The 23,611-nt window shown below is 64.1% G+C and carries 21 protein-coding genes and 2 tRNA genes; 7 read left to right on the top strand and 16 right to left on the bottom strand.

The genetic code is table 11. The features are described 5' to 3' along the window. Positions 1 to 10: 10 nt before the first annotated feature. Positions 11 to 1,933, top strand: coding sequence for a Stk1 family PASTA domain-containing Ser/Thr kinase (gene pknB / locus ACMX2H_RS03730; protein ID WP_414959020.1), 1,923 nt, complete (start codon positions 11 to 13; stop codon positions 1,931 to 1,933). Positions 1,934 to 2,005: 72 nt separating this feature from the next. Here the strand turns inward: pknB and ACMX2H_RS03725 are convergent, their stop codons facing one another. Next, positions 2,006 to 2,650 carry an aminodeoxychorismate/anthranilate synthase component II gene (locus ACMX2H_RS03725; protein WP_414959019.1) on the bottom strand — a complete coding sequence of 215 codons (645 nt, stop codon included), beginning with the start codon at positions 2,648 to 2,650 and terminating at the stop codon, positions 2,006 to 2,008. A 266-nt stretch (positions 2,651 to 2,916) separates the two neighbouring features. Between ACMX2H_RS03725 and ACMX2H_RS03720 the strand changes: the two genes are divergently transcribed. Further along, complete coding sequence (locus ACMX2H_RS03720) at positions 2,917 to 3,168, top strand: cell division protein CrgA (RefSeq protein WP_414959018.1); 252 nt, start codon at positions 2,917 to 2,919, stop codon at positions 3,166 to 3,168. Positions 3,169 to 3,171: 3 nt separating this feature from the next. Next, positions 3,172 to 4,167 carry a magnesium/cobalt transporter CorA gene (corA, locus tag ACMX2H_RS03715; protein ID WP_414959017.1) on the top strand — a complete coding sequence of 332 codons (996 nt, stop codon included), beginning with the start codon at positions 3,172 to 3,174 and terminating at the stop codon, positions 4,165 to 4,167. A gap of 96 nt (positions 4,168 to 4,263) precedes the next feature. Here corA and ACMX2H_RS03710 read toward each other — a convergent pair whose 3' ends face one another. The 3 genes from ACMX2H_RS03710 to ACMX2H_RS03700 form a co-directional block, all read right to left on the bottom strand. Continuing rightward, complete coding sequence (locus tag ACMX2H_RS03710; protein WP_414959016.1) at positions 4,264 to 5,439, bottom strand: NAD(P)-dependent malic enzyme; 1,176 nt, start codon at positions 5,437 to 5,439, stop codon at positions 4,264 to 4,266. A gap of 623 nt (positions 5,440 to 6,062) precedes the next feature. Continuing rightward, the gene (locus tag ACMX2H_RS03705; protein WP_414959015.1) at positions 6,063 to 6,923 is read right to left on the bottom strand and encodes a rhomboid family intramembrane serine protease; all 861 of its coding nucleotides are present in this window, start codon (positions 6,921 to 6,923) and stop codon (positions 6,063 to 6,065) included. Between the two features lie 62 nt (positions 6,924 to 6,985). Further along, on the bottom strand, positions 6,986 to 7,528 hold the full coding sequence (locus ACMX2H_RS03700; RefSeq protein WP_414959014.1) for a peptidylprolyl isomerase: 543 nt from the start codon (positions 7,526 to 7,528) through the stop codon (positions 6,986 to 6,988). Between the two features lie 119 nt (positions 7,529 to 7,647). Here ACMX2H_RS03700 and ACMX2H_RS03695 point away from each other — a divergent pair, with 119 nt between their 5' ends. Together ACMX2H_RS03695 and ACMX2H_RS03690 are read left to right on the top strand one after the other, a co-directional pair. Continuing rightward, positions 7,648 to 8,661, top strand: coding sequence for a hypothetical protein (locus ACMX2H_RS03695; RefSeq protein WP_414959013.1), 1,014 nt, complete (start codon positions 7,648 to 7,650; stop codon positions 8,659 to 8,661). Positions 8,662 to 8,787: 126 nt separating this feature from the next. Next, positions 8,788 to 9,627, top strand: a complete 840-nt coding sequence (locus ACMX2H_RS03690; RefSeq protein ID WP_414959012.1) for a glycosyltransferase family 2 protein — start codon at positions 8,788 to 8,790, stop codon at positions 9,625 to 9,627. A 17-nt stretch (positions 9,628 to 9,644) separates the two neighbouring features. Here the strand turns inward: ACMX2H_RS03690 and ACMX2H_RS03685 are convergent, their stop codons facing one another. The 12 genes from ACMX2H_RS03685 to dnaA form a co-directional block, all read right to left on the bottom strand. Further along, positions 9,645 to 10,550 (bottom strand): DMT family transporter, encoded by a 906-nt coding sequence (locus ACMX2H_RS03685; RefSeq protein WP_414959011.1) that lies wholly within the window; start codon positions 10,548 to 10,550, stop codon positions 9,645 to 9,647. Between the two features lie 90 nt (positions 10,551 to 10,640). After that, positions 10,641 to 10,713: transfer RNA gene (locus tag ACMX2H_RS03680), tRNA-Ala, on the bottom strand. A 36-nt stretch (positions 10,714 to 10,749) separates the two neighbouring features. After that, entirely contained in the window at positions 10,750 to 10,866 is a 117-nt protein-coding gene (locus ACMX2H_RS03675) for a DLW-39 family protein (RefSeq protein ID WP_240691783.1), read from the bottom strand. A 36-nt stretch (positions 10,867 to 10,902) separates the two neighbouring features. After that, positions 10,903 to 10,976: transfer RNA gene (locus ACMX2H_RS03670), tRNA-Ile, on the bottom strand. A gap of 60 nt (positions 10,977 to 11,036) precedes the next feature. Beyond that, positions 11,037 to 11,600 carry a DUF3566 domain-containing protein gene (locus ACMX2H_RS03665; protein WP_414959010.1) on the bottom strand — a complete coding sequence of 188 codons (564 nt, stop codon included), beginning with the start codon at positions 11,598 to 11,600 and terminating at the stop codon, positions 11,037 to 11,039. Further along, complete coding sequence (gene gyrA / locus ACMX2H_RS03660; protein ID WP_414959009.1) at positions 11,597 to 14,305, bottom strand: DNA gyrase subunit A; 2,709 nt, start codon at positions 14,303 to 14,305, stop codon at positions 11,597 to 11,599. The genes ACMX2H_RS03665 and gyrA overlap by 4 nt, the downstream gene beginning before the upstream one ends. A 79-nt stretch (positions 14,306 to 14,384) precedes the next feature. Beyond that, positions 14,385 to 16,406: a DNA topoisomerase (ATP-hydrolyzing) subunit B gene (gene gyrB, locus ACMX2H_RS03655; protein WP_414959111.1), complete on the bottom strand. Its 2,022-nt coding sequence runs from the start codon at positions 16,404 to 16,406 to the stop codon at positions 14,385 to 14,387. A gap of 316 nt (positions 16,407 to 16,722) precedes the next feature. After that, positions 16,723 to 17,361 (bottom strand): DciA family protein, encoded by a 639-nt coding sequence (locus ACMX2H_RS03650; protein ID WP_414959008.1) that lies wholly within the window; start codon positions 17,359 to 17,361, stop codon positions 16,723 to 16,725. Beyond that, on the bottom strand, positions 17,342 to 18,538 hold the full coding sequence (gene recF, locus ACMX2H_RS03645; RefSeq protein ID WP_414959007.1) for a DNA replication/repair protein RecF: 1,197 nt from the start codon (positions 18,536 to 18,538) through the stop codon (positions 17,342 to 17,344). The genes ACMX2H_RS03650 and recF overlap by 20 nt, the downstream gene beginning before the upstream one ends. 9 nt (positions 18,539 to 18,547) lie before the next feature. Next, the gene (gnd, locus tag ACMX2H_RS03640) at positions 18,548 to 19,465 is read right to left on the bottom strand and encodes a phosphogluconate dehydrogenase (NAD(+)-dependent, decarboxylating) (protein ID WP_414959110.1); all 918 of its coding nucleotides are present in this window, start codon (positions 19,463 to 19,465) and stop codon (positions 18,548 to 18,550) included. Positions 19,466 to 19,507: 42 nt separating this feature from the next. Then, positions 19,508 to 20,632, bottom strand: coding sequence for a DNA polymerase III subunit beta (gene dnaN, locus ACMX2H_RS03635; RefSeq protein WP_414959006.1), 1,125 nt, complete (start codon positions 20,630 to 20,632; stop codon positions 19,508 to 19,510). A gap of 508 nt (positions 20,633 to 21,140) precedes the next feature. Beyond that, positions 21,141 to 22,556 (bottom strand): chromosomal replication initiator protein DnaA, encoded by a 1,416-nt coding sequence (gene dnaA / locus ACMX2H_RS03630; protein ID WP_414959005.1) that lies wholly within the window; start codon positions 22,554 to 22,556, stop codon positions 21,141 to 21,143. Between the two features lie 427 nt (positions 22,557 to 22,983). Between dnaA and rpmH the strand changes: the two genes are divergently transcribed. Further along, complete coding sequence (gene rpmH / locus ACMX2H_RS03625; protein ID WP_127513203.1) at positions 22,984 to 23,121, top strand: 50S ribosomal protein L34; 138 nt, start codon at positions 22,984 to 22,986, stop codon at positions 23,119 to 23,121. Between the two features lie 72 nt (positions 23,122 to 23,193). Beyond that, complete coding sequence (rnpA, locus tag ACMX2H_RS03620; RefSeq protein WP_414959004.1) at positions 23,194 to 23,589, top strand: ribonuclease P protein component; 396 nt, start codon at positions 23,194 to 23,196, stop codon at positions 23,587 to 23,589. Positions 23,590 to 23,611 lie beyond the last annotated feature (22 nt).

The following is a 23,611-nucleotide window of genomic DNA, read 5'->3' as shown; positions in this document are numbered from 1 at the left end:
AAGACAACCAGTGGACTCGCCACGCATTCTGGCTGGCCGCTACGAGGTTGGCGAACTCATCGGACGCGGCGGCATGGCCGACGTGCTGTTAGGCCGCGACATCCGTTTGGGCCGCTCTGTGGCGATCAAGCAACTGCGCGCCGATCTTGCCCGCGACCCGATGTTGCAGTCCCGCTTCCGGCGAGAAGCCCAGGCCGTAGCCGGGCTGAACCACCCGGCGATTGTTGCCGTCTACGACACCGGCGACATGGACTTGCCCGGGGGAGCGGCGCACGACGTCAAGGTCCCCTTCATCGTGATGGAGTACGTCCAAGGCAGGACGCTGCGCGAGTTCATCAAGGGCCACGAGCTGGGCATCGACGACTCCATCGGCCACACCCTGGGCATTCTGGCTGCGCTCGAGTACAGCCACCGCTCGGGCATTGTGCACCGCGATATCAAGCCGGCCAATGTCATGGTCACGCCGGACGGAAGCGTCAAGGTGATGGACTTCGGCATCGCGCGTGCGCTGGCCGATTCGGCGGCGACAATGACGCAGACCCAAGCGGTCCTGGGGACCGCCCAGTATCTGTCCCCCGAGCAGGCCCGTGGCGAAACCGTCGACGCCCGGAGCGATCTGTATTCGGCTGGCTGCCTGCTCTACGAAATGCTGGCCGGCCGGCCGCCGTTTATCGGCGACAGCCCGGTCTCGGTGGCCTACCAGCACGTCCGCGAACTGCCCGAACCAGCCAGCCGCTTCAACCCGGCGGTGACCCCGGCGCTGGATTCCGTGCTGGAACATGCCCTCCAAAAGGACAAAGCCGACCGATTCCAAACGGCCGCAGCATTTGCCGAAGCGCTGCGTGCGGCGTCAAACGGCGAACTGCACGCGCCGGCCGCTCCTGCCACGGAAGCGTTTCCGGTGCAGGCCGCCGCCACGGAACTGATCACACAGCAGGCGCAGGCAGTGTCTGAGCAGACCTCTGCGCTGCCCGCCATGGATGATGACGCAGCCGAGGAAGACGCCGGGCACCACACGGCCGCCTACGACCGTGAGCAGATGCCCACTGCACTGGCTGTAGGCAGCGAACACGACATCGAACCCGAACGCCGGGCAAGGCGCCGGGCCTGGACCGTGACGCTGGTGATCGCTCTCCTGCTGGTACTGCTGGGCGGCGGCTACTACCTGTACAACGTGCTGGTGCAGAACGCCGCCCCGGACACCGTTGCCGTTCCTGCGGTTGCAGAACTGGACCAGAATGAGGCCACCAATGCCATCTGGGAGGCCGGGCTCAGGCCCCGCGTGGAACAGGAGTTCAGCGACGAGGTCGAGGAAGACATGGTGACCCGCACCGACCCCGGAGTCGGCGAGCAGGTGGAACCGGGCAGCCAGGTGACGGTCTACATCTCCCAAGGCCGTGAATTTGCCACCATCCCGGACAATCTGGCCGGCCGCACGGAAGCCGAAGTCCGCGACAAGCTCCGGCAACTGGGCTTGACGCCCGGGGACAGCTCGCCGGCAAACAGTGCCACGCTTCCGCGCGGCAACGTGGTCACCACGGAACCCGCTCCGGGCAAGAAGGTGAAGCAAGGTTCCACCGTGGACCTGATCGTTTCGAACGGATTGGTCAGCGTTCCCAACATGGTGGACGAAACCGTCGAGGACGCCGGAGCCATGCTCGATGATGCCGCGGTTGCCCTGCCCTACCGGGTGGAAGAGGTCGAGAACGAAGTCGTCAAGGCGGGCACCGTCGTCGGACAGAGCGTCAAAGCGGGAACCAACGTCGAACAGGGAACCGAGATCGTCCTGACCGTCGCAGTTGAGCCTGCGTCGCCCGAACCGGACCCCGATGAGGAATCGGGCGAGGGCAATGACCGCGGCAACAGCGGGGACGGAAACAGCGGGGACGGCGACAATTCAGGCAATGGGAACGGCCGCGACGGCGACGGCTAACCCCTCAGGGCCGAGGTTGCCCTTCGCCCTGCCCGGCGCGTTGGCACTGCGCAACGCGTCGGGCAGGCTGTGTCAGTGGGAAATCAGCGGGCTGAGCGTGGCAGCACGTTCAGCGGTTCCCTCTGCACCCAGCGATTCCAGCCAGTTCCCCAGCATCAGGTAGCCGCCTTCGGTCAACACCGATTCGGGATGGAACTGCACGCCCCACAAGGGGGCGCTCCGGTGGGCAAGACCCATGACCACTCCGCTGTCGGTCTCCGCGGTAATTTCGAGCTCGTCCGGGATGGTGCTTCGAACGGCTGCCAGGGAATGGTAGCGGGTGGCGGTGAACGGGTTCGGCACACCTTCGAAGGCGTCCTGGTTGCGGTGGGTGACGTCGGAGGTCTTGCCGTGCATCAGTTCGGGGGCGTGGGTCACGGTGGCACCGTAGGCTTCGGCCAACGCCTGGTGGCCCAGGCAGACTCCGAACATCGGCTTTGCCTCCCGCCCGCACCAGCGGATCAGCTCAATGCAGATGCCGGCCTCCGCCGGCGTCCCGGGGCCGGGGGAGACCAAGACACCGTCGCGGGCCCCGGCCAGTTCCACCGCCTCGTCCAACGTGAGGTCGTCGTTCCGCACCACGGTTGTTTCCGCGCCCAGCTGCTGCAGGTAGGCAACCAAGGTATAGACAAAACTGTCGTAGTTGTCGATGACGAGGATGCGCGGGGAGGTGCTCATGTGACGATCGTGCCAATCGTGGAGTTGGGGGATGGAATGCTGGTGTGCCGTCAGCAAGCCCCGATCCGGAAAACGGGGGAAGCCCTGCGTCAAACGGCGGCACTCCACTATGATCTGCCCGCGGCCGGGGTCCGGGCAAATGCGCGGCGGCGAACGTCACACACATTGGCTAGACTAAACAGTTAGACGGCCCGACGGCGGCGGACCCGCGAGGAGACGCCGCCCGGTCCAATCAAGCCAACTGCCCCTGTTGCACCGGAGGATCTGTGCCCGAGTCGAAGCGCCGCAAGAGGACCGAACGGCGTCCCGAAGAATTGACTGCCAAGGGCAACGAGCCCAATGCCGCCTGGTTCAAGCCGGTTATGTTCGGCCTGATGATCTTGGGCTTGCTCTGGATCATCGTCTTCTACATCACCCAGGGAGCTTGGCCGCTGCCGGCAGCAGGTTCTTGGAACATCATGATTGGCTTCGGCATCGCCATCGCCGGGTTCCTGATGACCACCAGGTGGCGTTCGTAGCCAGTGGTGCTGGTAGATAACGGGATCTACGTCGACGGCGTACGTGCCTCCACCCCGAAGAACCTGGAGCAGACGTTTAGCGAACTACACCGCTACGGGGGCATGGCGTGGATCGGCCTCTACCGCCCCAGCGAGCCGGAACTGGCCACCGTGGCGGCCGAGTTCGATCTCCACTATCTGGCTGTGGAAGACGCCCTGCGCGGCCATCAGCGCGCCAAGCTGGAACGATACGGCGGCACCCTGTTCACCGTGCTCCGGCCCGCCCGCTACATCGACGAGACGGAGAAGGTGGAGTTCGGCGAGCTGCACACCTTCATGGGCGAGAATTTCCTGATCACCGTCAGGCATGCCGAGTCGCCGGATCTGTCGCGCGTGCGGCGCCGGATGGAAGCTGCGCCGGATCTGCTCGCGGCAGGCCCGCCGGCTGCGCTCTACGCGGTCCTCGACCAGGTCGTGGATGAGTACGAGCCGGTAGTGCTCGGCTTGGAAAACGACGTCGACGAAATCGAGGACCAGCTCTTCGGCGGCGACCCGAACGTTTCGCGACGGATCTACGAGCTGCTCCGCGAAGTCATCGAGTTCCAACGTGCCCTGCAGCCGCTGGAGGACATCATTTCCATCCTGCACCGAGGCCGGGAGGACCAAGCCCTGGACCTGGAGGTGGCCCGGGGCCTGCGCGACGTCCAGGACCACGTGATCCGGCTGAACGAGCGGGTTAATGCCTTCCGGGCTGTCCTGCAGAATGCCTTGAGCCTCAGTTCGACGCTGCAGGCCCAGAAACTCACGGAAACCAGCGTCGCCCAAAACGAGCAGGTCAAGCGCATTTCGTCATGGGCAGCGATCCTCTTCGCTCCGACCCTCGTGGCCGCGATCTATGGAATGAACTTCACCGCGATGCCCGAGCTGCGCTGGCCCTTGGGCTATCCCTTTGCGCTGCTCCTCATGGTCCTGACCGCTTTGGCGCTCTATTGGTTCTTCAGACGCAACAAGTGGCTCTGATCCGGGCGGAAACCGGGTGAAACAAAGAGTCCGCTCCCGGCTCGGGGAACGGACTCTTGTCCAGCAAGCGCTGCGGCGCACTGCAGCGCGGAACGGTCAGCCTTCGTCGACGGCGGACATCACCGCGGCCGTGACCGCCGGAGCGACCCGTGCATCCAGCGGGCTGGGAATAATGTAGTCGGCGGCAAGGTCGTCCCCGACAATCTCGGCAATGGCGGTGGCCGCTGCGACCTTCATCGCTGCCGTGATCCGGCGGGCGCCGGCATCCAGGGCGCCGCGGAAAATGCCTGGGAAGGCCAGCACGTTGTTGATCTGGTTGGGAAAGTCGCTGCGTCCGGTGGCCACGACCTTCGCGAACTTGGCTGCGGTCTCCGGATGCACTTCCGGGTCTGGGTTGGACAGCGCGAAGATGATGGCGTCGTCGGACATCTTCTCCAGGGTCTCTTCCGGGATGGTGCCGCTGGAAACGCCGATGAAAACGTCCGCGCCGTCGAGTGCCTGCGCGCTGCCGCCGGTGATGCCCCGCGGATTGGTCCGCGCGGCGTAGGCAGCCTTGATCTCGGTCAGGTCGCCGCGGCCGCTGTGGATGATGCCGCGCGAGTCCAGCAGCGTCACATCCGCGATGCCGGCAGTCAAGAGGATCTCGGCTACGGCGATGCCGGCCGCTCCCGCTCCGGAGATGACCACCTTGAGCGAGGAGAGCTCGCGGTTGACCACCTTGGCTGCGTTGGTCAGGGCGGCAAGCGCCACGACGGCGGTGCCGTGCTGGTCGTCGTGCATGACCGGCATGTCCAGGGCCTCGATCAGCCGCGCTTCCAGTTCGAAGCAGCGCGGCGCGGAAATGTCCTCCAGGTTCACGGCGCCGAAGCTCGAACGCAGCCTGACCAGGGTCTCAATGATCTCGTCGACGTCCGTGGTCTCCAGGACCAAGGGAATCGAATCCAGACCGGCGAACTGCTTGAAGAGGGCCGACTTGCCCTCCATCACGGGCAGCGATGCGGCCGCACCGATGTTGCCCAGGCCCAGGACCGCGGTGCCGTCGGAGACCACGGCCACCAAGCGCGAGGCCCACGTGTACTTCTGCGCCAGTTCAGGATCCGTGTTGATCGCTCGACTGACCTGGGCTACTCCGGGGGTGTAGGCGATGGAAAGGTCGCGCTTGCTCTCCAGCGGAGCCGTGAGGCCGATCTGCAGTTTGCCACCCTCGTGGGCGCTGAAGATTTCTTCGCTGCTGAGATCGATGCGTGCGGAGTTGCCGGTTTCGGTAGTCACGTGTGATTCCTTCTGTTGATCCTTCCCATCACGGAAGGGCGCATGGATGGCCCGGCCGGGCGCAGGCTGAGAGGAGCAGGTCCCCAGAAGGCCCAGTAGGCCGTGCAAAACGCGTGGGGCGCGGCACCTTCAATCGACTGTCAACGGGGTTCGGGACGGCCGCGCAGTCCCTGGCTGGTCGAGTCAGGGACCGGACCTTCAGATTACCCGACGGCCGGGTTGCGGGGCCCGCTTGTGTCTTTTGCCCGCCGATTGTGTCGCCTTCCACGGTAGCCCTGAACAAGCTGCACGGGCTGCAGTCTTAGTTGTCCACGTTTTCACAGTTGTAGACCGGAGTTATCCACAGGAGTGTATAACTTTGGGGATTATTCCGGCTTTCGCCCGTCGATGCGCGGATCGGCGTTATCCACGGCTGTGGAATTACATGTGTGTAAGTTTTCCCCACTGTGGATGAAGGCTGTGGATAAAAACGTTTATCCACGATTTTCGAACGCCCTTTCTCCACAGATAGGCCCACAGGGTGGGGAAAATGAGACGGCGGGCAGGCACGCATCCGAAAGGACGTGGTGCCTGCCCGCCGCTGGCGGACCGGATACTCTCAGCGATGGCCGATGCCGTAGCCGCTAGGCGAAGGCCTTCAGTGCAGTCACTGCTACCAGGACCAGGAAGATGGCTATCAGTCCGGTGAACTGCACAAGGTTGCGATTCTTGCCCCGGGGTGCGTAGGCCAGCACTACTGCAGACAGTGCGCCGACCAGCAGCCCGCCCAAATGCGCCTGCCAGGCTATGCCGGCCACGACGAACCCGAGCACGGCATTGATGCCGATCAGGATCAGCAGCGACCTCACTTCGCCGCCACGCTGCCGCTGCACGATGAACAAAGCCCCGAAGAGCCCAAAGATCGCACCGGAGGCGCCGACCACGGGAATATTGGGTGCCGAGAGCAGAAGCACGCCCACCGACCCGCCAAAGCCGGACAAGAGGTACAGCGCCAGGAACCTCAGGCGCCCCAGCAGCGGTTCCAGATGCCGGCCCAGGATCCACAAAGCGTAGAGATTGAAGGCGATGTGCAGCAGGAAGTTCGGCGAATGCAGGAAGGCGGAAGTGATCATGCGCCACGGCTCCGCGGGAACCCCGGATAGCTGTGGAAGGGTGTACAGCGGCGCGTACAGGAACTGTGCCGTGAAGCCCGGGATGACCCACTGCAGCAGGTACGCCACGGCGCAGATGCCGATCAAGGTCAGCGTCACCACCGGCCGGCCCATCGTCGCGGCTCCGCCGTAGACGGTGCGGACCTGCGGCGTGCTCCGGGAGGTTTCCCTGACGCAGTCGACGCACTGGATGCCCACCGAGGCCGTCCGCTGGCATTCCGGGCAGGCCGGACGGCCACAGCGTTGGCAGCGCACATAGGAGACGCGGTCTGGATGCCGCGGGCAGACGGGGACATCGGTCTGCGGCGGTTCGGCCGGCATTCCGTAGGACATGGAGGCGCTCCTGCAGTGACATGGTCCCCGCCCGGCGGTCCGGGCGGGGACGGTAGGCAAACTTAGAGCTGCTCTACGGTGATGTTGTTGATGACCACATCTTCCAGCGGCTTGTCACGCATGTCCGTAGCCACGGCATTGAGGGAATCGACGACGGCGCGCGAGGCTTCGTCGGTGACGTCGCCAAAGATCGTGTGCTTGCCCTGCAGCCAGGTGGTGGGGACGGTGGTGATGAAGAACTGCGATCCATTGGTGCCGCGGCCGCCCTGGATGCCTGCGTTGGCCATCGCCAGCTTGTAGGGCTCGTTGAAGTCCAGGTCCGGGTTGATCTCGTCGTCGAACTGGTAGCCCGGGCCGCCGATTCCCTGACCCAGCGGATCTCCGCCCTGGAGCATGAAGTCCTTGATGATGCGGTGGAAGATGACGCCGTCGTAGAGGGGAGCGTTGGTCTCTTCACCAGTTTGCGGGTGCTTCCAGGTGATCTCGCCGGTGGCCAGTCCCACGAAGTTCTTCACAGTCTTCGGGGCATGGTTGCCGAACAGGTTCACCACGATGTCGCCGTGGTTGGTGTGGATAGTGGCTTTAGCTGTAGCAATAGCAGTCATGGCACCATTCTTCCACGCCGTTTTGGGCCACAGCCCGCCAGCGGCCGGTTCCGCGGTGAGTGAAAATCCAGCGTATTCCTTTACCGGCATAGCCGTGCCCAAGCACAGGAAGTAGGCTGATGAGCGACCGTCACCATTTCCGGGAGGTAGTTGTGAAGAAAACCGATCGAGTAGCCCGCGAAGCAGAAGGCAACGTTTTGGTCGCCGTGGAAACAGCGAAGGACTGGGCCTCTCCCAAAGTGGAAGCCGCTTTGAACTGGGCAGTCCCGCGGATCGAAAAAGGTATTGGAACGGCAGCCAAGGATCTCTCGCACGGCGTCGCCACCGTGACACCGCGGATCCAGGGTGGACTGGACAGCTTGGCGCCGAAGATCGCCCAAGCGATGGATGAAGCGGCACCGCGGATCCAAGTCACCCTTGACCGTGCGACCCCTGCCATCACGCATGCCCGTGACAAGGTGGTCGGCGAATACATTCCGACCGTCTCCGCCCGTCTCGGCGCCACCGCGGACCAGGTCGCCAGGACTCTGGACAAGACGGCGGTGCCGGTCTCCGTCCAGGCCGCCGCGGCCAAGGCTGGGGGATCCAAACGAGCTCTGAAGAAGGCCCAAAAGGCGGCAGCCGCAAGTGCCAAAGTGGCCGCCAAGAAGCTGAACAAGGCACAAAAGTCGGCTGCCGGGAGCGCCAAGCTGGCCGCCGCCAAGGAACTGAAGAAGCAGCATAAGTCCCACGGGGGCAAGGGCTGGCTAATCGTCGGCATCCTCGCCGCAGCCGCCGTAGCCGCGGTGGCCGCCTGGCGCGCTGCCCGGCCGGTCGAGGATCCCTGGAAGACACCGGTCCAGCCCACAACTCCGGCCGCCGCCCCGGGCCCGGGACCCAGCGCCACCAAGCCAGCACCGACTGCGGCTACCGCCGAGACCACGTCGGGAACTGCTCCGACAACGGCCTCTGCCAAGCATGCTGTAGACAGCACCGGCACAGCTGCAGCTGCCGGCTCGGCCGCCCCGGGCCAATCTGCTGCAACAACCGGCGGCAAGAGCACCAGCAATGGCACCTCCCGCTCGGCGCGTTCGGCCGGCCAGAAGGCGGCCGAAGCGGCGGACAAGGCCGAAGACAAGGATTCCAAGGAGTAAGTCCTTCCGATCCGATCTAAGCGAATGGGAGCTCCCGGACGGGGGCTCCCATTCGCCGTTTCTGGCCCGGCGAGCCGCGGTCCGGACCTCCCCGCCCGCGGCGAAAAGGGCTGATAGATTCATGCCGTGAAGAGCGCCGCACCCGGGGTATCGATCATCATTCCGGCCTTCAATGAAGAGGCCGTCATCCGCCAGTGCATCTATGCTGCGCTGTGCCAGTCGGTGGCTCCGTCGGAGATCATCGTGGTGGACAACAAATCCACCGATGGGACAGCTGAACTGGTCCGCAATATGCAGGACGAGTACCCGGACGTGCCGCTCATCCTGCTCCAGCAGGATGCCGAGCAGGGCCTGATCCCCACCCGCAACTTCGGCTTCAACCACGCCACCGGGGAAATCCTGGGCAGGATCGACGCGGATTCGGTGCTGGAACCTGACTGGGTGGAGCAGGTCCAGCGCGCCTTCGCCGACCCGGAGGTGATGGCGTGCACCGGACCGGTGCTGTACTACGACATGCCGATGCGCCGCTTCGGGTTGCAGGCCGACGACCGCATGCGCCGCTTTGTGCTGAAGCTGGCCAAGAAGCAGTACCACTTCCTCTTCGGGTCCAACATGGCCCTCCGGCGCGGGGCCTGGGACATCATCAGCCAGGAAGTGTGCCGCGACGAAGAGGATCAGTTCCACGAGGACATCGATATTTCCGTCCATCTGGCCGACCATGCCCTCAGGATCCAGTACGTGCCGGAAATGATCAGCGGCATGTCCGCCCGGCGGTTGGAGGATTCGCCCAAGGACTACCGCTACTACGTCACCCGCTTTGAGCGGACGTACCGGGCCCACAAGATCCACCGCCGCGTGCTTCGGGTGCCGATGCTGATTTTCATGACCGTGTACTACCCGGCAAAGCTGCTGCGCCGGGTCCACCAGGCCCGGACCCAACTGCGCGTTCCCCGCGGCGGGCTGTAGCCGACCAGTTTTGCCGGTCAGTCCTGGGCTGGGCCTGCGGCCTCTGGGGCCGGCGCCGGTGCAACCAGCTTGGGCCGGTTCTGCGAGAGCACCACGGCCGCCAGCCCTGCCAAGATCATGCCGAGCCCAACGTAGGTCCCCCAGGGCAGGCTCTCCCCGAGGAATATGGCCGCCAGCAGCGCCGCTCCGGGGATCTCCAGCAAGATGAACATCGACACCACCAGCGGGCTCAGGACGGCCAGCAAGTGATTGAAGACCGAGTGGCCCATCAGCTGGGCGACGACGGTCACGCCGAGGATCCCGATCCAGGCCTCGGCAGGGAATCCCACCAGCGGCTGTCCGAAGGCCAGCGCCATGACCAGCAGGATCAGCGCGCACAGACCGTAGCAGATCGTGGTGTACGGTCCGGTGGAAAGCCGCCGCCTCACCCGTCCGCCGGCCATCGTGTAGATTCCGGCCATGGCCCCGCCGATCAGACCCAGCAGGTCGCCCAGGAGCGCCTCGCTGGAGAGCTGCAGGTCGAACCCGGAAATCACCAGCACCCCGACGAACGCAAGACCGACGCCGCACAAGATCAGCCGCGACGCCTTGACCCCACGCAATCTGTTGAACAGGACGATCCATGCCGACTGCAGGCAGACCAGAGCGGTGGCCGCCGCCACGGAGGTCAGCTGCAGCGCGGTGATGAAGCAGGCGAAGTGGAGCGCCAGCGCGACCGCAGCCAACGCGCTGAGGCCCAGGTCCGACGTCGTTAGTTGCCGGAACTCCCGGCGGCGGCTGACGGCGGACGGTACTCCCATCACCACGGAGCCGATCATGTTCCGCCAGAACGCGATGGCGAGGGCCGGCGCAGCAGTGGCAGCCATGATGGGACCGGAGGCGGAGATGCCGAGCACTGCCAGCGTGGCGAGGAAAATGGTCACCCTATCAGCGTAGGGGCCACGCGGGGCAATCATGGCTCCGGGCAAAGACAACGAGGCCCCGATCCGTAGATCGGGGCCTCGTTCATCCGGTGGAGGCAAGGGGACTCGAACCCCTAACCCCCTGCTTGCAAAGCAGGTGCGCTACCAATTGCGCCATGCCCCCGGAAGGGTTCGGCCGAAACTTCCGGCCGAGGCGGAGTCAGTCGACTTTATCAGTCGCCTTGCTCCATGCGGATCTCTCCGCTTCGGATTCCTGCCACTTCTTGTAAGCGAACACTCCCGCAGCCGCGGCTGCCAACAGCAGCAACTTCTTCACGGTGTCCTCCCAAAATCGGTGGGATTGGTAAATCCGTGGGCGTACCAGGACTTGAACCTGGGACCTCTTCGTTATCAGCGAAGCGCTCTAACCGCCTGAGCTATACGCCCCCTGCCCTTGCGGGCCGAGATACGACTTTACAGTACGCCGGGCCGGAACTTCAAATCGGCTCAGTCGTCCGTCAGCGTCACCCCGATACCGCCCACCAACGTGGCCGAGATGTTGTAGAGCACCGCAGACAACATGGCCAGCGCGGTCAGCAGGACCACGTTCACGACCGCGATGATGGTGGCGAAGGACGCAACCTGTCCCAGTGAAGCATAGGAACGCAGGTCGAAGCCGCCGCTCTCAGTGCCGGCGATTTCGGACAGCAGCCCGTTCACGCGGTCAAAGATGCCGGTGATGTCCAGTGTTGTCCAGAGCACGATCGAAGCCACCACGGTGACAATGCCAAGTGCAACGGAGAGCAGGAACGCCATTTTCAACACCGACCACGGGTCTACCTTGCTGACCAACAGGCGGGCGCGGCGGACCTTGGCCTTCGGTGCGGGCCGCACCAGGCCGGCGCCGCCGTTCTGGCCGGCGGGGCGCTGCCCACCGTTGGCCGGGCGCTGACCGCTGCTGGCCGGCCGCTGGGTGGGTCGGGCGGGGGTGCCGCCGCGAGTAGTACCAGCCCGAGGCGCGTTAGCCGGCTGCGGGCGGGTGCCCGGCCGTGGCGTTTTAGGTGTACTCACTCGTTACCTCCGTTTTCCGGCGCCGGCGATTCGGCTGCGGACTGCGTCATGTCTGCGTCCAACGGTACTTCATCGGTGGCCCGCGGCGCAGTTTCGGCATCGGTGGCGGTGCCGGTTTCGGCGTCAATTACCGTGCCGGTTTCGGGGGCATCCGGAGCTTCCGGGGCGTCCGGATTCTCCGTCCCCTCCTCGTCGTTGCCCAGGCCCCGCTCGGAGTTCCGGGCCACGGCAATGATCCGGTCCTTCTTGTCCGGCTTGGCAAAAATGACGCCCATGGTGTCGCGCCCGCGGGCGGGAACACCGGCGACGGACGAGCGGACCACCTTGCCGCTTTCCATCACCACCAGCACCTCGTCCTCTTCCTGGACGATCAGTGCGCCGACCAGGTGCCCGCGTTCCTCTTGGTATTTGCCCACCTTGATGCCCAGGCCGCCGCGGCCCTGGACCCGGTATTCGTCGGCCAGCGTCCGCTTGGCATAGCCGCCCTCGGTGACAATGAAGACGTAGGAGTCATCGCGCACCACGCCTGCCACCAGCAGCTCGTCGTCTTCGCGGAACTTCATGCCGGTCACCCCCGAGGTGGCCCGGCCCATGGGCCGCAGCGCCTCGTCCGTGGCCGTGAAGCGCAGGGACTGGCCGCGGCGGGAGACCAGCATCATGTCGTCGGTTTCGGCGACCAGCCGTGCCGAGACGAGCTCATCGCCTTCGCGCAGGTTGATCGCGATGACACCGGCGGAACGGTTGGTGTCGTAGTCTTCCAGCCGGGTCTTCTTGATCAGGCCGCGTTTGGTGGCCAGCACCAGGTAGGGGGCCTGCTGGTAATCCTTCAGGTCCATCACCTGGGCAATGTGCTCGTCCGGCTGGAACGCCAGCAGGTTGGCTACGTGCTGGCCCTTGGCGTCGCGGCCGGCTTCGGCCAGTTCATAGGTCTTGGCCCGGTAGACCCGGCCCAGGTTGGTGAAGAACAGCAGCCAGTGGTGCGTGGTCGTGACAAAGAAGTGCTCGACGACGTCGTCCCCGCGCAGCTGCGCGCCGCGGATCCCCTTGCCGCCGCGCTGCTGGGACCGGTAGTTGTCGCTGCGGGTGCGCTTGACGTAGCCGCCGCGGGTAATGGTGACCACCATTTCCTCTTCGGGAATGAGGTCTTCCACGCTCATGTCGCCGTCGTAGCCCATCATGATCTGGGTCCGCCGGTCGTCGCCGAACTTCTCCGTGATCGCGGCCAGTTCCTCGCTGACGATGTTGCGCTGCAGTTCTTCGGAGGCCAGGATGCGGTTGAACTCTTCGATCATGCGTTCCAGTTCCGCGTGGCGGTCCTGGATCTTCTGCCGTTCCAGCGCGGCCAGGCGGCGCAGCTGCATGTCGAGAATGGCGCGGGCCTGGTTCTCGTCGATATCCAGCAACCGCATCAGGCCGTCGCGGGCCTCTTCCGTCGTGGATGAGGCGCGGATCAGCGCGATGACCTCGTCCAGGGCGTCCAGGGCCTTGAGCAGGCCGCGCAGGATGTGCGCCTCTTCCTCGGCCTTGTTCAGCCGGAAGCGGGTGCGCCGGACAATGACATCCAACTGGTGGGTGACCCAGTGCCGGATGAAAGCGTCGAGGGTCAAGGTGCGCGGTACGCCGTCAACGATGGCCAGCATATTGGCCGCGAAGTTTTCCTGCAGCGAGGTGTGCTTGTAGAGGTTGTTCAGCACCACCTTGGCCACGGCGTCGCGCTTGAGCACGATGACCAGGCGCTGGCCGGTCCGGCCCGACGTCTCGTCCCGTAGGTCGGCGATGCCGGCAACCTTGCCGTCCTTGGCCAGTTCGGCAATCTTCATGGCCAAGTTGTCCGGGTTCGCCTGGTAGGGCAGCTCGGTGACCACCAGGCAGGTACGGCCCTGGATTTCCTCTACGTTGACCACGGCGCGCATGGTGATCGATCCGCGGCCGGTGCGGTAGGCGTCTTCGATGCCCTTGTGGCCCAGGATCTGCGCGCCGGTGGGGAAGTCCGGCCCCTTGACGCGCTGGATCAGGGCCTCGAGGAGCTCTTCGCGGCTGGCGGTCGGGTTTTCCAGGTACCACTGGACGCCGGAGGCCACTTCGCGGAGGTTGTGCGGCGGGATGTTGGTGGCCATGCCGACCGCGATGCCGGAGGAACCGTTGACCAGCAGGTTCGGGAAACGCGCCGGCAGAACGGTGGGTTCCTGGTTCTTGCCGTCGTAGTTGTCCTGGAAATCGACGGTGTCTTCGTCGATGTCGCGGACCATTTCCAGCGCCAGCGGAGCCATCTTGGTTTCGGTGTACCGCGGGGCGGCTGCGCCGTCATTGCCGGGCGAGCCGAAGTTGCCCTGTCCCAGCGCCAGCGGATAGCGCATGGTCCAGTCCTGGATCAGGCGGACCAGGGCATCGTAGATGGCCATGTCGCCGTGCGGGTGGTACTGGCCCATGACCTCGCCCACCACGCGGGCGCACTTGTTGAAGGAGCGCTCCGGCCGGTAGCCGCCGTCGAACATCGCGTAGATAACGCGCCGGTGCACCGGCTTGAGGCCGTCACGGACGTCGGGCAGCGCGCGGCCCACGATGACCGCCATGGCGTAGTCCAGGTAGGACCGCTGCATTTCGGTCTGCAGGTCCACCTGCTCCACCCGGTCGGTGAGGATTTCGCCCTCGATCGGCTCCTCGCCGATGCCTTCGGGCAGGTCCGGCGTCTCTTCGTCGCTCATCGTTTATGTTCCTTTACGTGAAAGCCTGGTCGCGGTCCGGAGCCCAGGGGCCTGCCGGTGGCAGGCCCCTGGGGACGCGCTAGATATCGAGGAAGCGGACGTCCTTGGCGTTCTGCTGGATGAAGGAGCGCCGGGATTCGACGTCCTCGCCCATCAGCACCGAGAAGGTCTGGTCGGCTGCGGCAGCGTCTTCCATGGTCACCTGCAGCAGCGTGCGGCGGTCAGGGTCCATGGTGGTGTCCCACAGTTCGGTGTAGTCCATCTCGCCCAGGCCCTTGTACCGCTGGATGCCGTTTTCCTTGGGCAGTCGCTGGTTGTTCGCCAGGCCGCGGCGGACGGTTTCGTCCCGCTCACGGTCGCTGAACACATAGTCGTGCGCGTGGTTCGACCACTTGATCCGGTACAGCGGCGGCTGGGCCAAGTACACGTAGCCGTTTTCGATCAGCGGCCGCATGTAGCGGAACAACAGGGTCAGCAGCAGCGTGGTGATGTGCTGGCCGTCCACGTCGGCATCGGCCATCAGCACGATCTTGTGGTACCTGGCCTTCTCGACGTCGAAATCTTCGCCGATGCCGGCGCCGAAGGCGGTGATCATGGACTGGACTTCGGCGTTGCCCAACGCCCGGTCCAGCCTGGCCCGCTCCACATTGAGGATCTTGCCGCGCAGCGGCAGGATGGCCTGGGTTTCCGGGTTCCGGCCGCGGACAGCCGATCCACCGGCCGAGTCACCCTCCACAATGTAGATTTCCGACTTGGATGGATCCCGGGACGAGCAGTCCTTGAGCTTGCCCGGCATGCCGCCGGATTCCAGCAGCCCCTTGCGGCGGGTGGACTCGCGCGCCTTCCGCGCGGCCAGCCGGGCCTGTGACGCCTGGATCGACTTCCGGATCACGTCGCGGGCCGGGCCCGGGTTGCGTTCCAGCCAGTCGCCGAGCTCGTCGGTGACAACACGCTGCACGAAGCCCTTGGCCTCGGAGTTGCCCAGTTTGGTCTTGGTCTGGCCCTCGAACTGGGGTTCGCCCAGTTTCATCGAGACGACGGCGGTCAGCCCCTCGCGGATGTCATCGCCGGTGAGGTTGTCTTCCTTCTCCTTGATCAGGTTCTTTTCCCGCGCGTAGCGGTTGATCAAGGAGGTCATAGCGGCCCGGAAGCCTTCTTCGTGCGTGCCGCCTTCATGCGTGTTGATGGTGTTCGCATAGGTGTGGACGCTCTCCGAGTAGGAGGTGGTCCACTGCATTGCGATTTCCACCGAGAGCTTCCGCTCCGTGTCCTCGTTCTCGAAGGCGATGACCTCGGGGTGGATGACTTCCACCTTCTTGGAGGAGTTCAGGTGGGTCACGTAGTCCAACAAGCCGTTGTCGTACTTGTAAACGACCTGGCGGTGCTCGGCCGTCGTCTCGACCTCGGAACCGGCGGAGTCCAGGTCCACGTCTTCGCTGTCCGGGGCGTGGGTTTCCGGACGGCGTTCATCGGTCAGGATGATCTTCAGGCCCTTGTTCAGGAAGGCCATCTGCTGGAAACGGGCGCGCAGCGTCTCGAAGTCATACTCGGTGGACTCGAAGATTTCCGGGTCGGCCCAGAAGGTCTGCGAGGTGCCGGTTTCGGTGGTCTCTTCGCCGCGGCGCAGTTCGCCCACCGGCATGCCGCCGTTGGCGAACGACTGGTGCCAAACGTAGCCCTGGCGGCGGATTTCGGTTTCCACCCGTGCGGACAAGGCGTTGACCACGGAGATGCCGACGCCGTGCAGGCCGCCGGAAACCGCGTACCCGCCGCCGCCGAATTTGCCGCCGGCGTGCAGGATGGTCATGACCACCTGGACGGTTGGTTTGCCCTCGGTGGGATGCAGGTCTACGGGGATGCCGCGGCCGTTGTCCACCACCCGGACGCCGCCGTCGGCCAGCAGCGTCACATCGATCGTGTCGCAGTAGCCAGCCAACGCTTCATCAACGGAGTTATCGACGACTTCGTAGACCAGGTGGTGCAGACCGCGCGGACCGGTGGAACCGATGTACATGCCGGGCCGCTTGCGGACGGCTTCCAGACCTTCGAGGACAGTGATGTCGCTGGCGTCGTAATGCGTGCCGTCGTTGCCCTCTGCCATTGCGGGTTCTGCGCCGGTGTTTTCCAGCTCGTTGTCCTCTGCCACAGTTGCCGTTGACTCCTTGTGTTCCGTCCGGATGGACTCGTGTGTCGGCGCCCCTCCAGCGTGAGGACGGGCGCCGCCCAGTCAATTCTACCGTGCCGGGACGGTGAAACCTGCACGAACATGCCTCTAAGCGGCACGGAAACCGGCTTTTAACGCCGCCGCCGGGTGCCCGATGGGACGGTGTATGTCCTAAGGCCCCCGCAGCGCTCTGCATGCCGTTTACGGAGGCGCCTCCGGATGCCTTCGATCTGCAGCCGTCGGAGGCATCAAATCAGCCGTAGGTATCCCGCGGTCCGCGGCCGCTGACGGTCCGTTTTCCCTTGCGCCAGTTGGGCGCGGCGGGTGCCAGGACCTGGATTTTGGTCACGACGCCGGGGCCCAGTTTGTCGGCGAACCGCTTCAGCAAGTCGGTGGTCATCAGCCTCAGCTGAGTAGCCCAGGCGGTGGAATCGCAGCGCACCTGAACTGTCGTGTCCTCGAAGCTTTCGGGACGGCAGTGGGCCGCGATGTCCGGGCCGACCAATTCATCCCACCGCGAAATCACTGATCCAACCGCCACGGGGGAGTTCCAACCACGTTCCGCGACAAACCGGTCGAACACCCTGCCCAGGCCCTGCGGGTCGCGGCCGAAGTCCTGCGGCGCGGCAGCCGGCCCGTTCCCCCGGGATGGACGACGGCGGCTGCTGGCCCGGGTGCGCACGTCGCCGCGCGCGGCCGCTGCCAGCCGCACTCGATTGAGAACCGCCTTCGCCGCGTCCAGGTCTTCCTCCGTCGCGGTGCCCGGGGCAGGGTCCGCCGTCTGGGGTTCGGCCTGCTTGTGGCGCCCGGCAACATCGGGCAGGCCGGGTTGGTCCAGAGGACCTGCCTGATCCTGCGGGTTCGGCCGTCGCTCAGACGGTTTCCTGGCCACTGGCCACGCCTCCCGGCACTACTTTGAACTGTTCGCCGCTCAGCGCTTCGGGGATGTCTTCGGCCACCGCGGCGGTAACGATCACCTGCTCCGCGCCGGCGACAATGCCCGCGAGCTTTGCTCGTCGCTGGCTGTCCAGTTCGGCAAAGACATCGTCCAGGATCAGGACCGGAGCCGCGCCGGGGGACGGATCGTCTTCGCAGAACACGTAATAGGATGCCAGCCGCAGCGCCAGCGCCAGCGACCAGGTTTCACCGTGCGAGGCGTACCCCTTCGCCGGCGCCTGCCCCAGCAACAGTTCAAGCTCATCGCGGTGCGGCCCCACCAACGAGATTCCACGCTCTACTTCCCGCTTGCGTTGCTGTTTGAAGGCGGCAAGGTACAGCTCTGCCAGCTCCGCCGTATTCAGGCTTGCCAACGGCGGAAGGCCTGCGCCGCTGTCGTTCTCCACCTCGCCGTCATCCGACAGTTGGCTGTGGATGGTGGAACGGTACACGGCGGCGGCCTGTTTGGAGCCGTCGGTCAGCGCCGCGTACGCCGCGTTCAGGTGCGGCTGCAGGAGGTCCACCAGCTCCAGCCTCGCCTTCAGCAGCGCGGCCCCGGCCTCTGCCATGTGCTGGTCCCACACCTCCAGCGTGGATTCGTGGGCTGCGGTGAACCGTCCGCTGGCACGGGCCGACTTGAGCAGCGCGTTGCGTTGTTTGAGCACGCGGTCAAAATCGCTGCGCGTGGCCGCGTGGTGCGGCACCAAGCTGGCCAGAAGCTCATCCAAAAAGCGGCGCCGGTTGGACGGGTCGCCCTTGACGAGTGCCAGGTCTTCGGGCGCAAAAAGCACTGTGCGCAGGTGGCCCAGGATGTCGCGGGCCCGCACCGGAGCGCCCCGGTTGATGCGCGCCCTGTTGGCCTTGCCCGCGGTGATTTCCAGCTCCAGCGACGTGCTGCGGCCGCCGCGGTCTACCCGGGCGCGGACCAGGGAGCGCTGGCTGTCGAACCGGATCAGCGGTGCGTCATTGCTGACCCGGTGCGATGAGAGCGAGGCCAAATAGCCGATGGCCTCGACGATGTTGGTCTTGCCGACCCCGTTGGAACCGACAAACACGGTGACGCCCGGCTTCAGGGCGATATCCAGTTGCGGGTAGGTGCGGAAATCGGTCAGCGAAAGGAATTCAACAAACAATGCGTACTGCTACTTCGGCTCGGTGCCGGCGGCGGGCTGGGACTGGCCGGGCTTCCTGACGGCATGGCCGCCGAATTGGTTGCGCAGGGCGGCCACCATTTTCATCGCGGGGGCATCATCTTCGCGGGACGCGAACCGGGCAAACAACGCGGCGGTGATGGCCGGGGCAGGAACAGCATGCGCGATGGCTTCTTCGACCGTCCATCGACCTTCGCCGGAATCCTCGACATACCCGCTGATCTGGCTCAGACCGGGGTCCTCTTCGAGGGCTTTCACCATCAGGTCCAACAGCCAGGACCGGACCACGGTTCCCTTCTGCCAGGCCCGGAAGGTGCCCGGGACGTCCTTGATGATGTCCTTGGCTTCGAGCAGTTCGTACCCTTCGGCGTAGGCCTGCATCAGCCCGTATTCGATCCCGTTGTGCACCATCTTGGCGTAGTGGCCGGCGCCGACATCGCCCACGTGGACGAAGCTTTCCGCCCGCGGACCGTCCGGCCGCAACGCGTCGAAGAGCGGCATGGCTGACTCGACCAGCTCCCCTCGTCCGCCGGCCATCAAGCCGTAGCCATTCGCCAAACCCCATATGCCGCCCGAAACGCCGACATCGAGGAAGCCAATCTGCCGGTCGGCCAGAAGCGCTTCATGGTCCCGGTCGGCCGTGAACTTTGAATTTCCGCCGTCAATCACCAGGTCACCGGCGGAGAGCTTGTCCGCCAGTTCGGTGATGACTTCGTCAGTCACCGTTCCAGAGGGAACCATCACCCAGACGGTCCGCGGGACCGGCAGCGACCGGATCATCTCGTCGACTGAGGCAGTGTCGCTGACCTCGGGGTTGCGGTCGTACCCCGTCACCTCGATGCCGCCGTCCAGAAGCCGCTGCCGCATGTTGAAACCCATCCGCCCCAAACCGATCAGTCCGATGTGCATGGTACTCACTCTTTCCTCTCGTCAATGGGCGGTTGGGGGCGGTTACTGGTTGGGCAACCTCACCGGCATCAGCAGGTAGCGGTAGTCTTCCTTGTCCTCGCCCTCGAGATCGTCCTGCGCGGAAATGACCGCCGGCTTCGGCGGAGTGGTGAAGGAAAAGCGGACATATTTGCTGTCGAATGCGCTCAGGCCTTCGGACAGGTAGTGCGGGTTGAAGGCAACGGTGATCTCATCGCCGGTCAGTGCAGCTTCGATCGCCTCGGAAGCCTGGGCGTCCTCGCCTGTTCCTGCGTCCAGGGTCAAGAGGCCGTCCGTGAAGGCCAACCGAACCGGAGTATTGCGCTCGGCCACCAGCGAAACGCGGCGCACAGCTTCGATCAGCGTCGTCGTTTCCACGGTCGCATGGATCGGTGTGTTGTCCGGGAACAGCGAGCGGATCTTTGGATAGTCACCGTCCACCAGCAGCGATGTGGTGCGGCGGCCGCCGCTTTCGAAGCCGATCAGTTCGCTGCTGTCGGACAGGGCAATATTGAGATCGCCGGAGCCACCCAAAGTCTTGGCCACCTCATTTAGCGTCTTGGCTTTCACCAGCGCGCTGGTGGAAATGCCGGGGGTGGTGGGACGCCAGTTCAGTTCGCGCAGGGCCAGACGGTAGCGGTCGGTCGACAGCAAGGTGATCAAGTCACCTTCGATTTCCATCCGGACACCGGTCAGGATGGGCAGGGTGTCGTCACGGCTCGCTGCGATAATCACCTGGCTGACGGCTTGGGCGAAAGCTTCTCCGTCCACAACTCCGCTGACCTCAGGCAAGGCCGGCAGCTCCGGATAATCGCCCTCCGGCATGGTAGCCAGGTTGAACCGGCTGTTGCGGCAGGTCAGCGCCACCTTGGAGCCGTCGGTTTCGATATCGACTGGGGCTGACGGCAGGCTGCGGCAGATATCGGCCAACAAGCGTCCGGATACCAGGATGGTTCCCTCAGCAGCAACGTCCGCAGGAATCTGAAGGCGTGCCGAAATCTCGTAATCGAAACTGGCAAGGCTGACCATGCCGCCTTCGGCACGGATGAGCAGGCCTGACAGCACGGGCACGGGCGGACGAGGTGACAGGGAACGGGCTGTCCATGTCACGGCTTCCGCCAGAACATCCCGATCAACTCTGAACTTCACTGAAGTAAGCCGCCTTTCACAACGAACATGCTGGGGAAGGCCGCCTGCGTCTGGCCTGGTGCGAATGCTTGGACTAGGGCACCAGGCTGAAGCAGATGGCAACAATTCTCTGTGCAAGCTTAGCCGCAGCAACCGTCAATGCGCACCGGGAGCTTGGCAACGCTCGCTTGGGATGTTCTGCAGGGCGTCGAGAAGCCGGGACAGGGTCAAATGTTATTTGAAAGAACTTCAAATATTGGGATTCGTAGTGTTAATAACGGGTGTGGATACTGTGGAAAACCTCGGAGTCACTTGCCGCGGCGGGGAAGTTGCCTGTTCACAAGATGTGCAGGGAGATCTAAGTCCGTGCGGAGCGGTTGTGGACGAAAATCCTTGGGATTTCGCGTGTCCACAGGCACCCCGGCAGTTGTCCTCTTAAGCATCGGAGTTCTCCACTTAACTATCCACAGCCTTATCCACACCTGTTAATTTCACCGGTGTAGTTTTGGTCCCGACGCCGCTAGGGCGGCTAGCTCTCGCGCTGCTGCTGCTTGATGCGGTTGGTCAGCTCGGTCACCTGGTTGTAGATCGCGCGGCGTTCTGCCATCAGTTCACGGATCTTCCGATCGGCGTGGATAACCGTGGTGTGGTCGCGTCCGCCAAGCTCCTGGCCGATCTTCGGCAAGGACATGTCGGTCAGCTCCCTGCACAAGTACATGGCGATCTGCCGGGCGGTCACCAAGGTCCGGGTCCGGGACTTACTGGTCAGTTCCTCCATGCTGAGCTTGAAGTAGGCCGCCGTCTGGCCAAGGATCGTTGCCGCTGTGATTTCCTGCGCGCCCTCGTCGGTGATGAGGTCTTTGAGCACTATCTCGGCAAGGCCCATGTCCACTGCTTGTTGATTCAGGCTGGCGAAGGCGGTCACCCGGATCAGGGCGCCTTCAAGCTCGCGGATGTTGGTGGAGATCTTGGAAGCGATGTACTCGAGGACCTCGTCGGGCACGGAAAGCCCCTCGCTGATGGCCTTTTTGCGCAGAATCGCGATCCGGGTCTCCAACTCGGGCGGCTGGATGTCTGTCAGCAGCCCCCACTCGAACCGGGACCGCATTCGTTCTTCGAAACCGGAGAGCTGCTTCGGCGGCAGATCCGAAGTGATCACCACTTGCTTGCTGTGGTTGTGCAGCGCGTTGAAGGTATGGAAGAACTCTTCCTGCGTCGCGTCCTTGTTGGCCAGGAACTGGATGTCGTCAATCAGCAGGATGTCGACGTTGCGGTACAACTGCTTGAAGCTGGCGCCTTCGTCGTCGCGGATGGAGTTGATGAAGTCGTTGGTGAATTCTTCGGAATTGACGTAGCGGACGCGGATGCCGTTGTAGAGGTGGCGTGCATAGTGGCCAATGGCGTGCAGAAGGTGCGTCTTGCCGAGACCGGAGTCGCCGTAGATGAACAGAGGGTTGTACGCCTTGGCTGGGGCTTCGGCCACAGCCACAGCCGCCGCGTGGGCAAAGCGGTTGGAGGAGCCAATCACGAACGTATCGAAAATGTACTTCGGGTTGAGGCGGCCCAACTCTTGGGACGCACTCTCCTGTGCCGGCTGGGGCGGTGCCTCGTTCCGTACCACCGAGGGAGCCGGCCGAGACTCTTGCTCGGGTTCTGGTTCGGCCTGCGGAGCCATATCTGTGTCCACGCTGAACGCGCACAAGATATCGTCCTTGAAAACTTCGAACAGCGCATCGTGCAGCGGTTCCTTGAGCTGCTGCGACTGGAAGACTTCTCGGGTCAGTTCGTTGGGCAGGGCAACCAGCAAGGTTGTACCGATGAGCCCTTTCGCCTGGGCCAAAACGATGAAACCGCGCTGCCGGGGCGAGACACGATCATCTTGTTCCAGCGTGCGGACCACCTTGCGCCAGGAACTTCCGACGTCGTTAATTTGGTCCGTGTCCACCTAGATACCCCTCAGAAGCTCAACTTTGCTTCGGCCTCTGCCGACAGCCCGCCCGAAATCCACAGACTTATTCACAGACGGTGGATAAGGGGCTCCTGCAAGCGTAGAGCATGATTCTCCTTGATAACAGCTGGGATGCAGCGCCCTGTGGACGTTCTTCGCGGACTGCTTTGAGCCAGGTCACCCACACTCAAGCTAGAGTTGTCCACAGGCGTTATCCACGGAAACGCCCGGAGAACGCGGCAGCCGGTTTGACGGTTCTTGCAGCCATCGCCTAACGTTGACTAGTCCTTCATGTCTACTTTGGTATCCGTGCACGCCCAGCGTCCTGGCCCTGAAGTAGGCGCCTATATTAGAGCGTCGACCTGTTCTTCCCCCTGTTGCAACGGGTCCAACCGCATCTGTCGATCGTCTTGGAGTAACCACCGTGAGCAAGCGGACTTTTCAGCCGAATAACCGCCGTCGTGCCAAGAAGCACGGCTTCCGCCTTCGCATGCGCACTCGCGCCGGCCGCGCCATCCTGGCAGCACGCCGCAGCAAGGGCCGTACCGAACTGTCGGCTTAAATAGCCAGTTTGTCGATCCGGCTGTGAGGTTCCGTTCCCGCAGCAACGCGATCCGGCAGGCCGTGTAGCGAGATGCTCTCCAGCCAGCACCGGATGCGCGCATCGGCGGACTTCTCAACAACTGTACGTTCCGGCGTCCGATCAGGGCGCCGGAACTTGGTGTTATATGCGGCAGCGGCAAACCGTACTCAGCCAACAGCTTTCGGCTTCATTGTCTCGAAGGCTGTCGGGAACGCCGTCATCCGCAACCGCGTTAAGAGGAGACTGCGGGAACTCGCAGCGACTAGTCTGAGGGACAATCAGTATTCCCATGGACTCGCAGTTGTTGTGCGTGCTCTTCCGGCAGCGGCCAATGCGGACTTTAACGCATTGGAACATGATTACCGGAAGGCACTTAAAGCGGCCGTGATCAAGTTGACTGCAACGCCCACCGCGCCTGCGCGCGTTGCGCCTGAGGAGGAGGGATGAGCCGCGTGAGTTCCACTGCCCA

Origin of the sequence: Arthrobacter sulfonylureivorans (assembly GCF_047607445.1) — a bacterium.
Classification (GTDB): domain Bacteria; phylum Actinomycetota; class Actinomycetes; order Actinomycetales; family Micrococcaceae; genus Crystallibacter; species Crystallibacter sulfonylureivorans_A.
The sequence above is the reverse complement of the archived record's forward strand: the minus strand, read 5'-3'. Positions and strand labels throughout refer to the sequence as shown.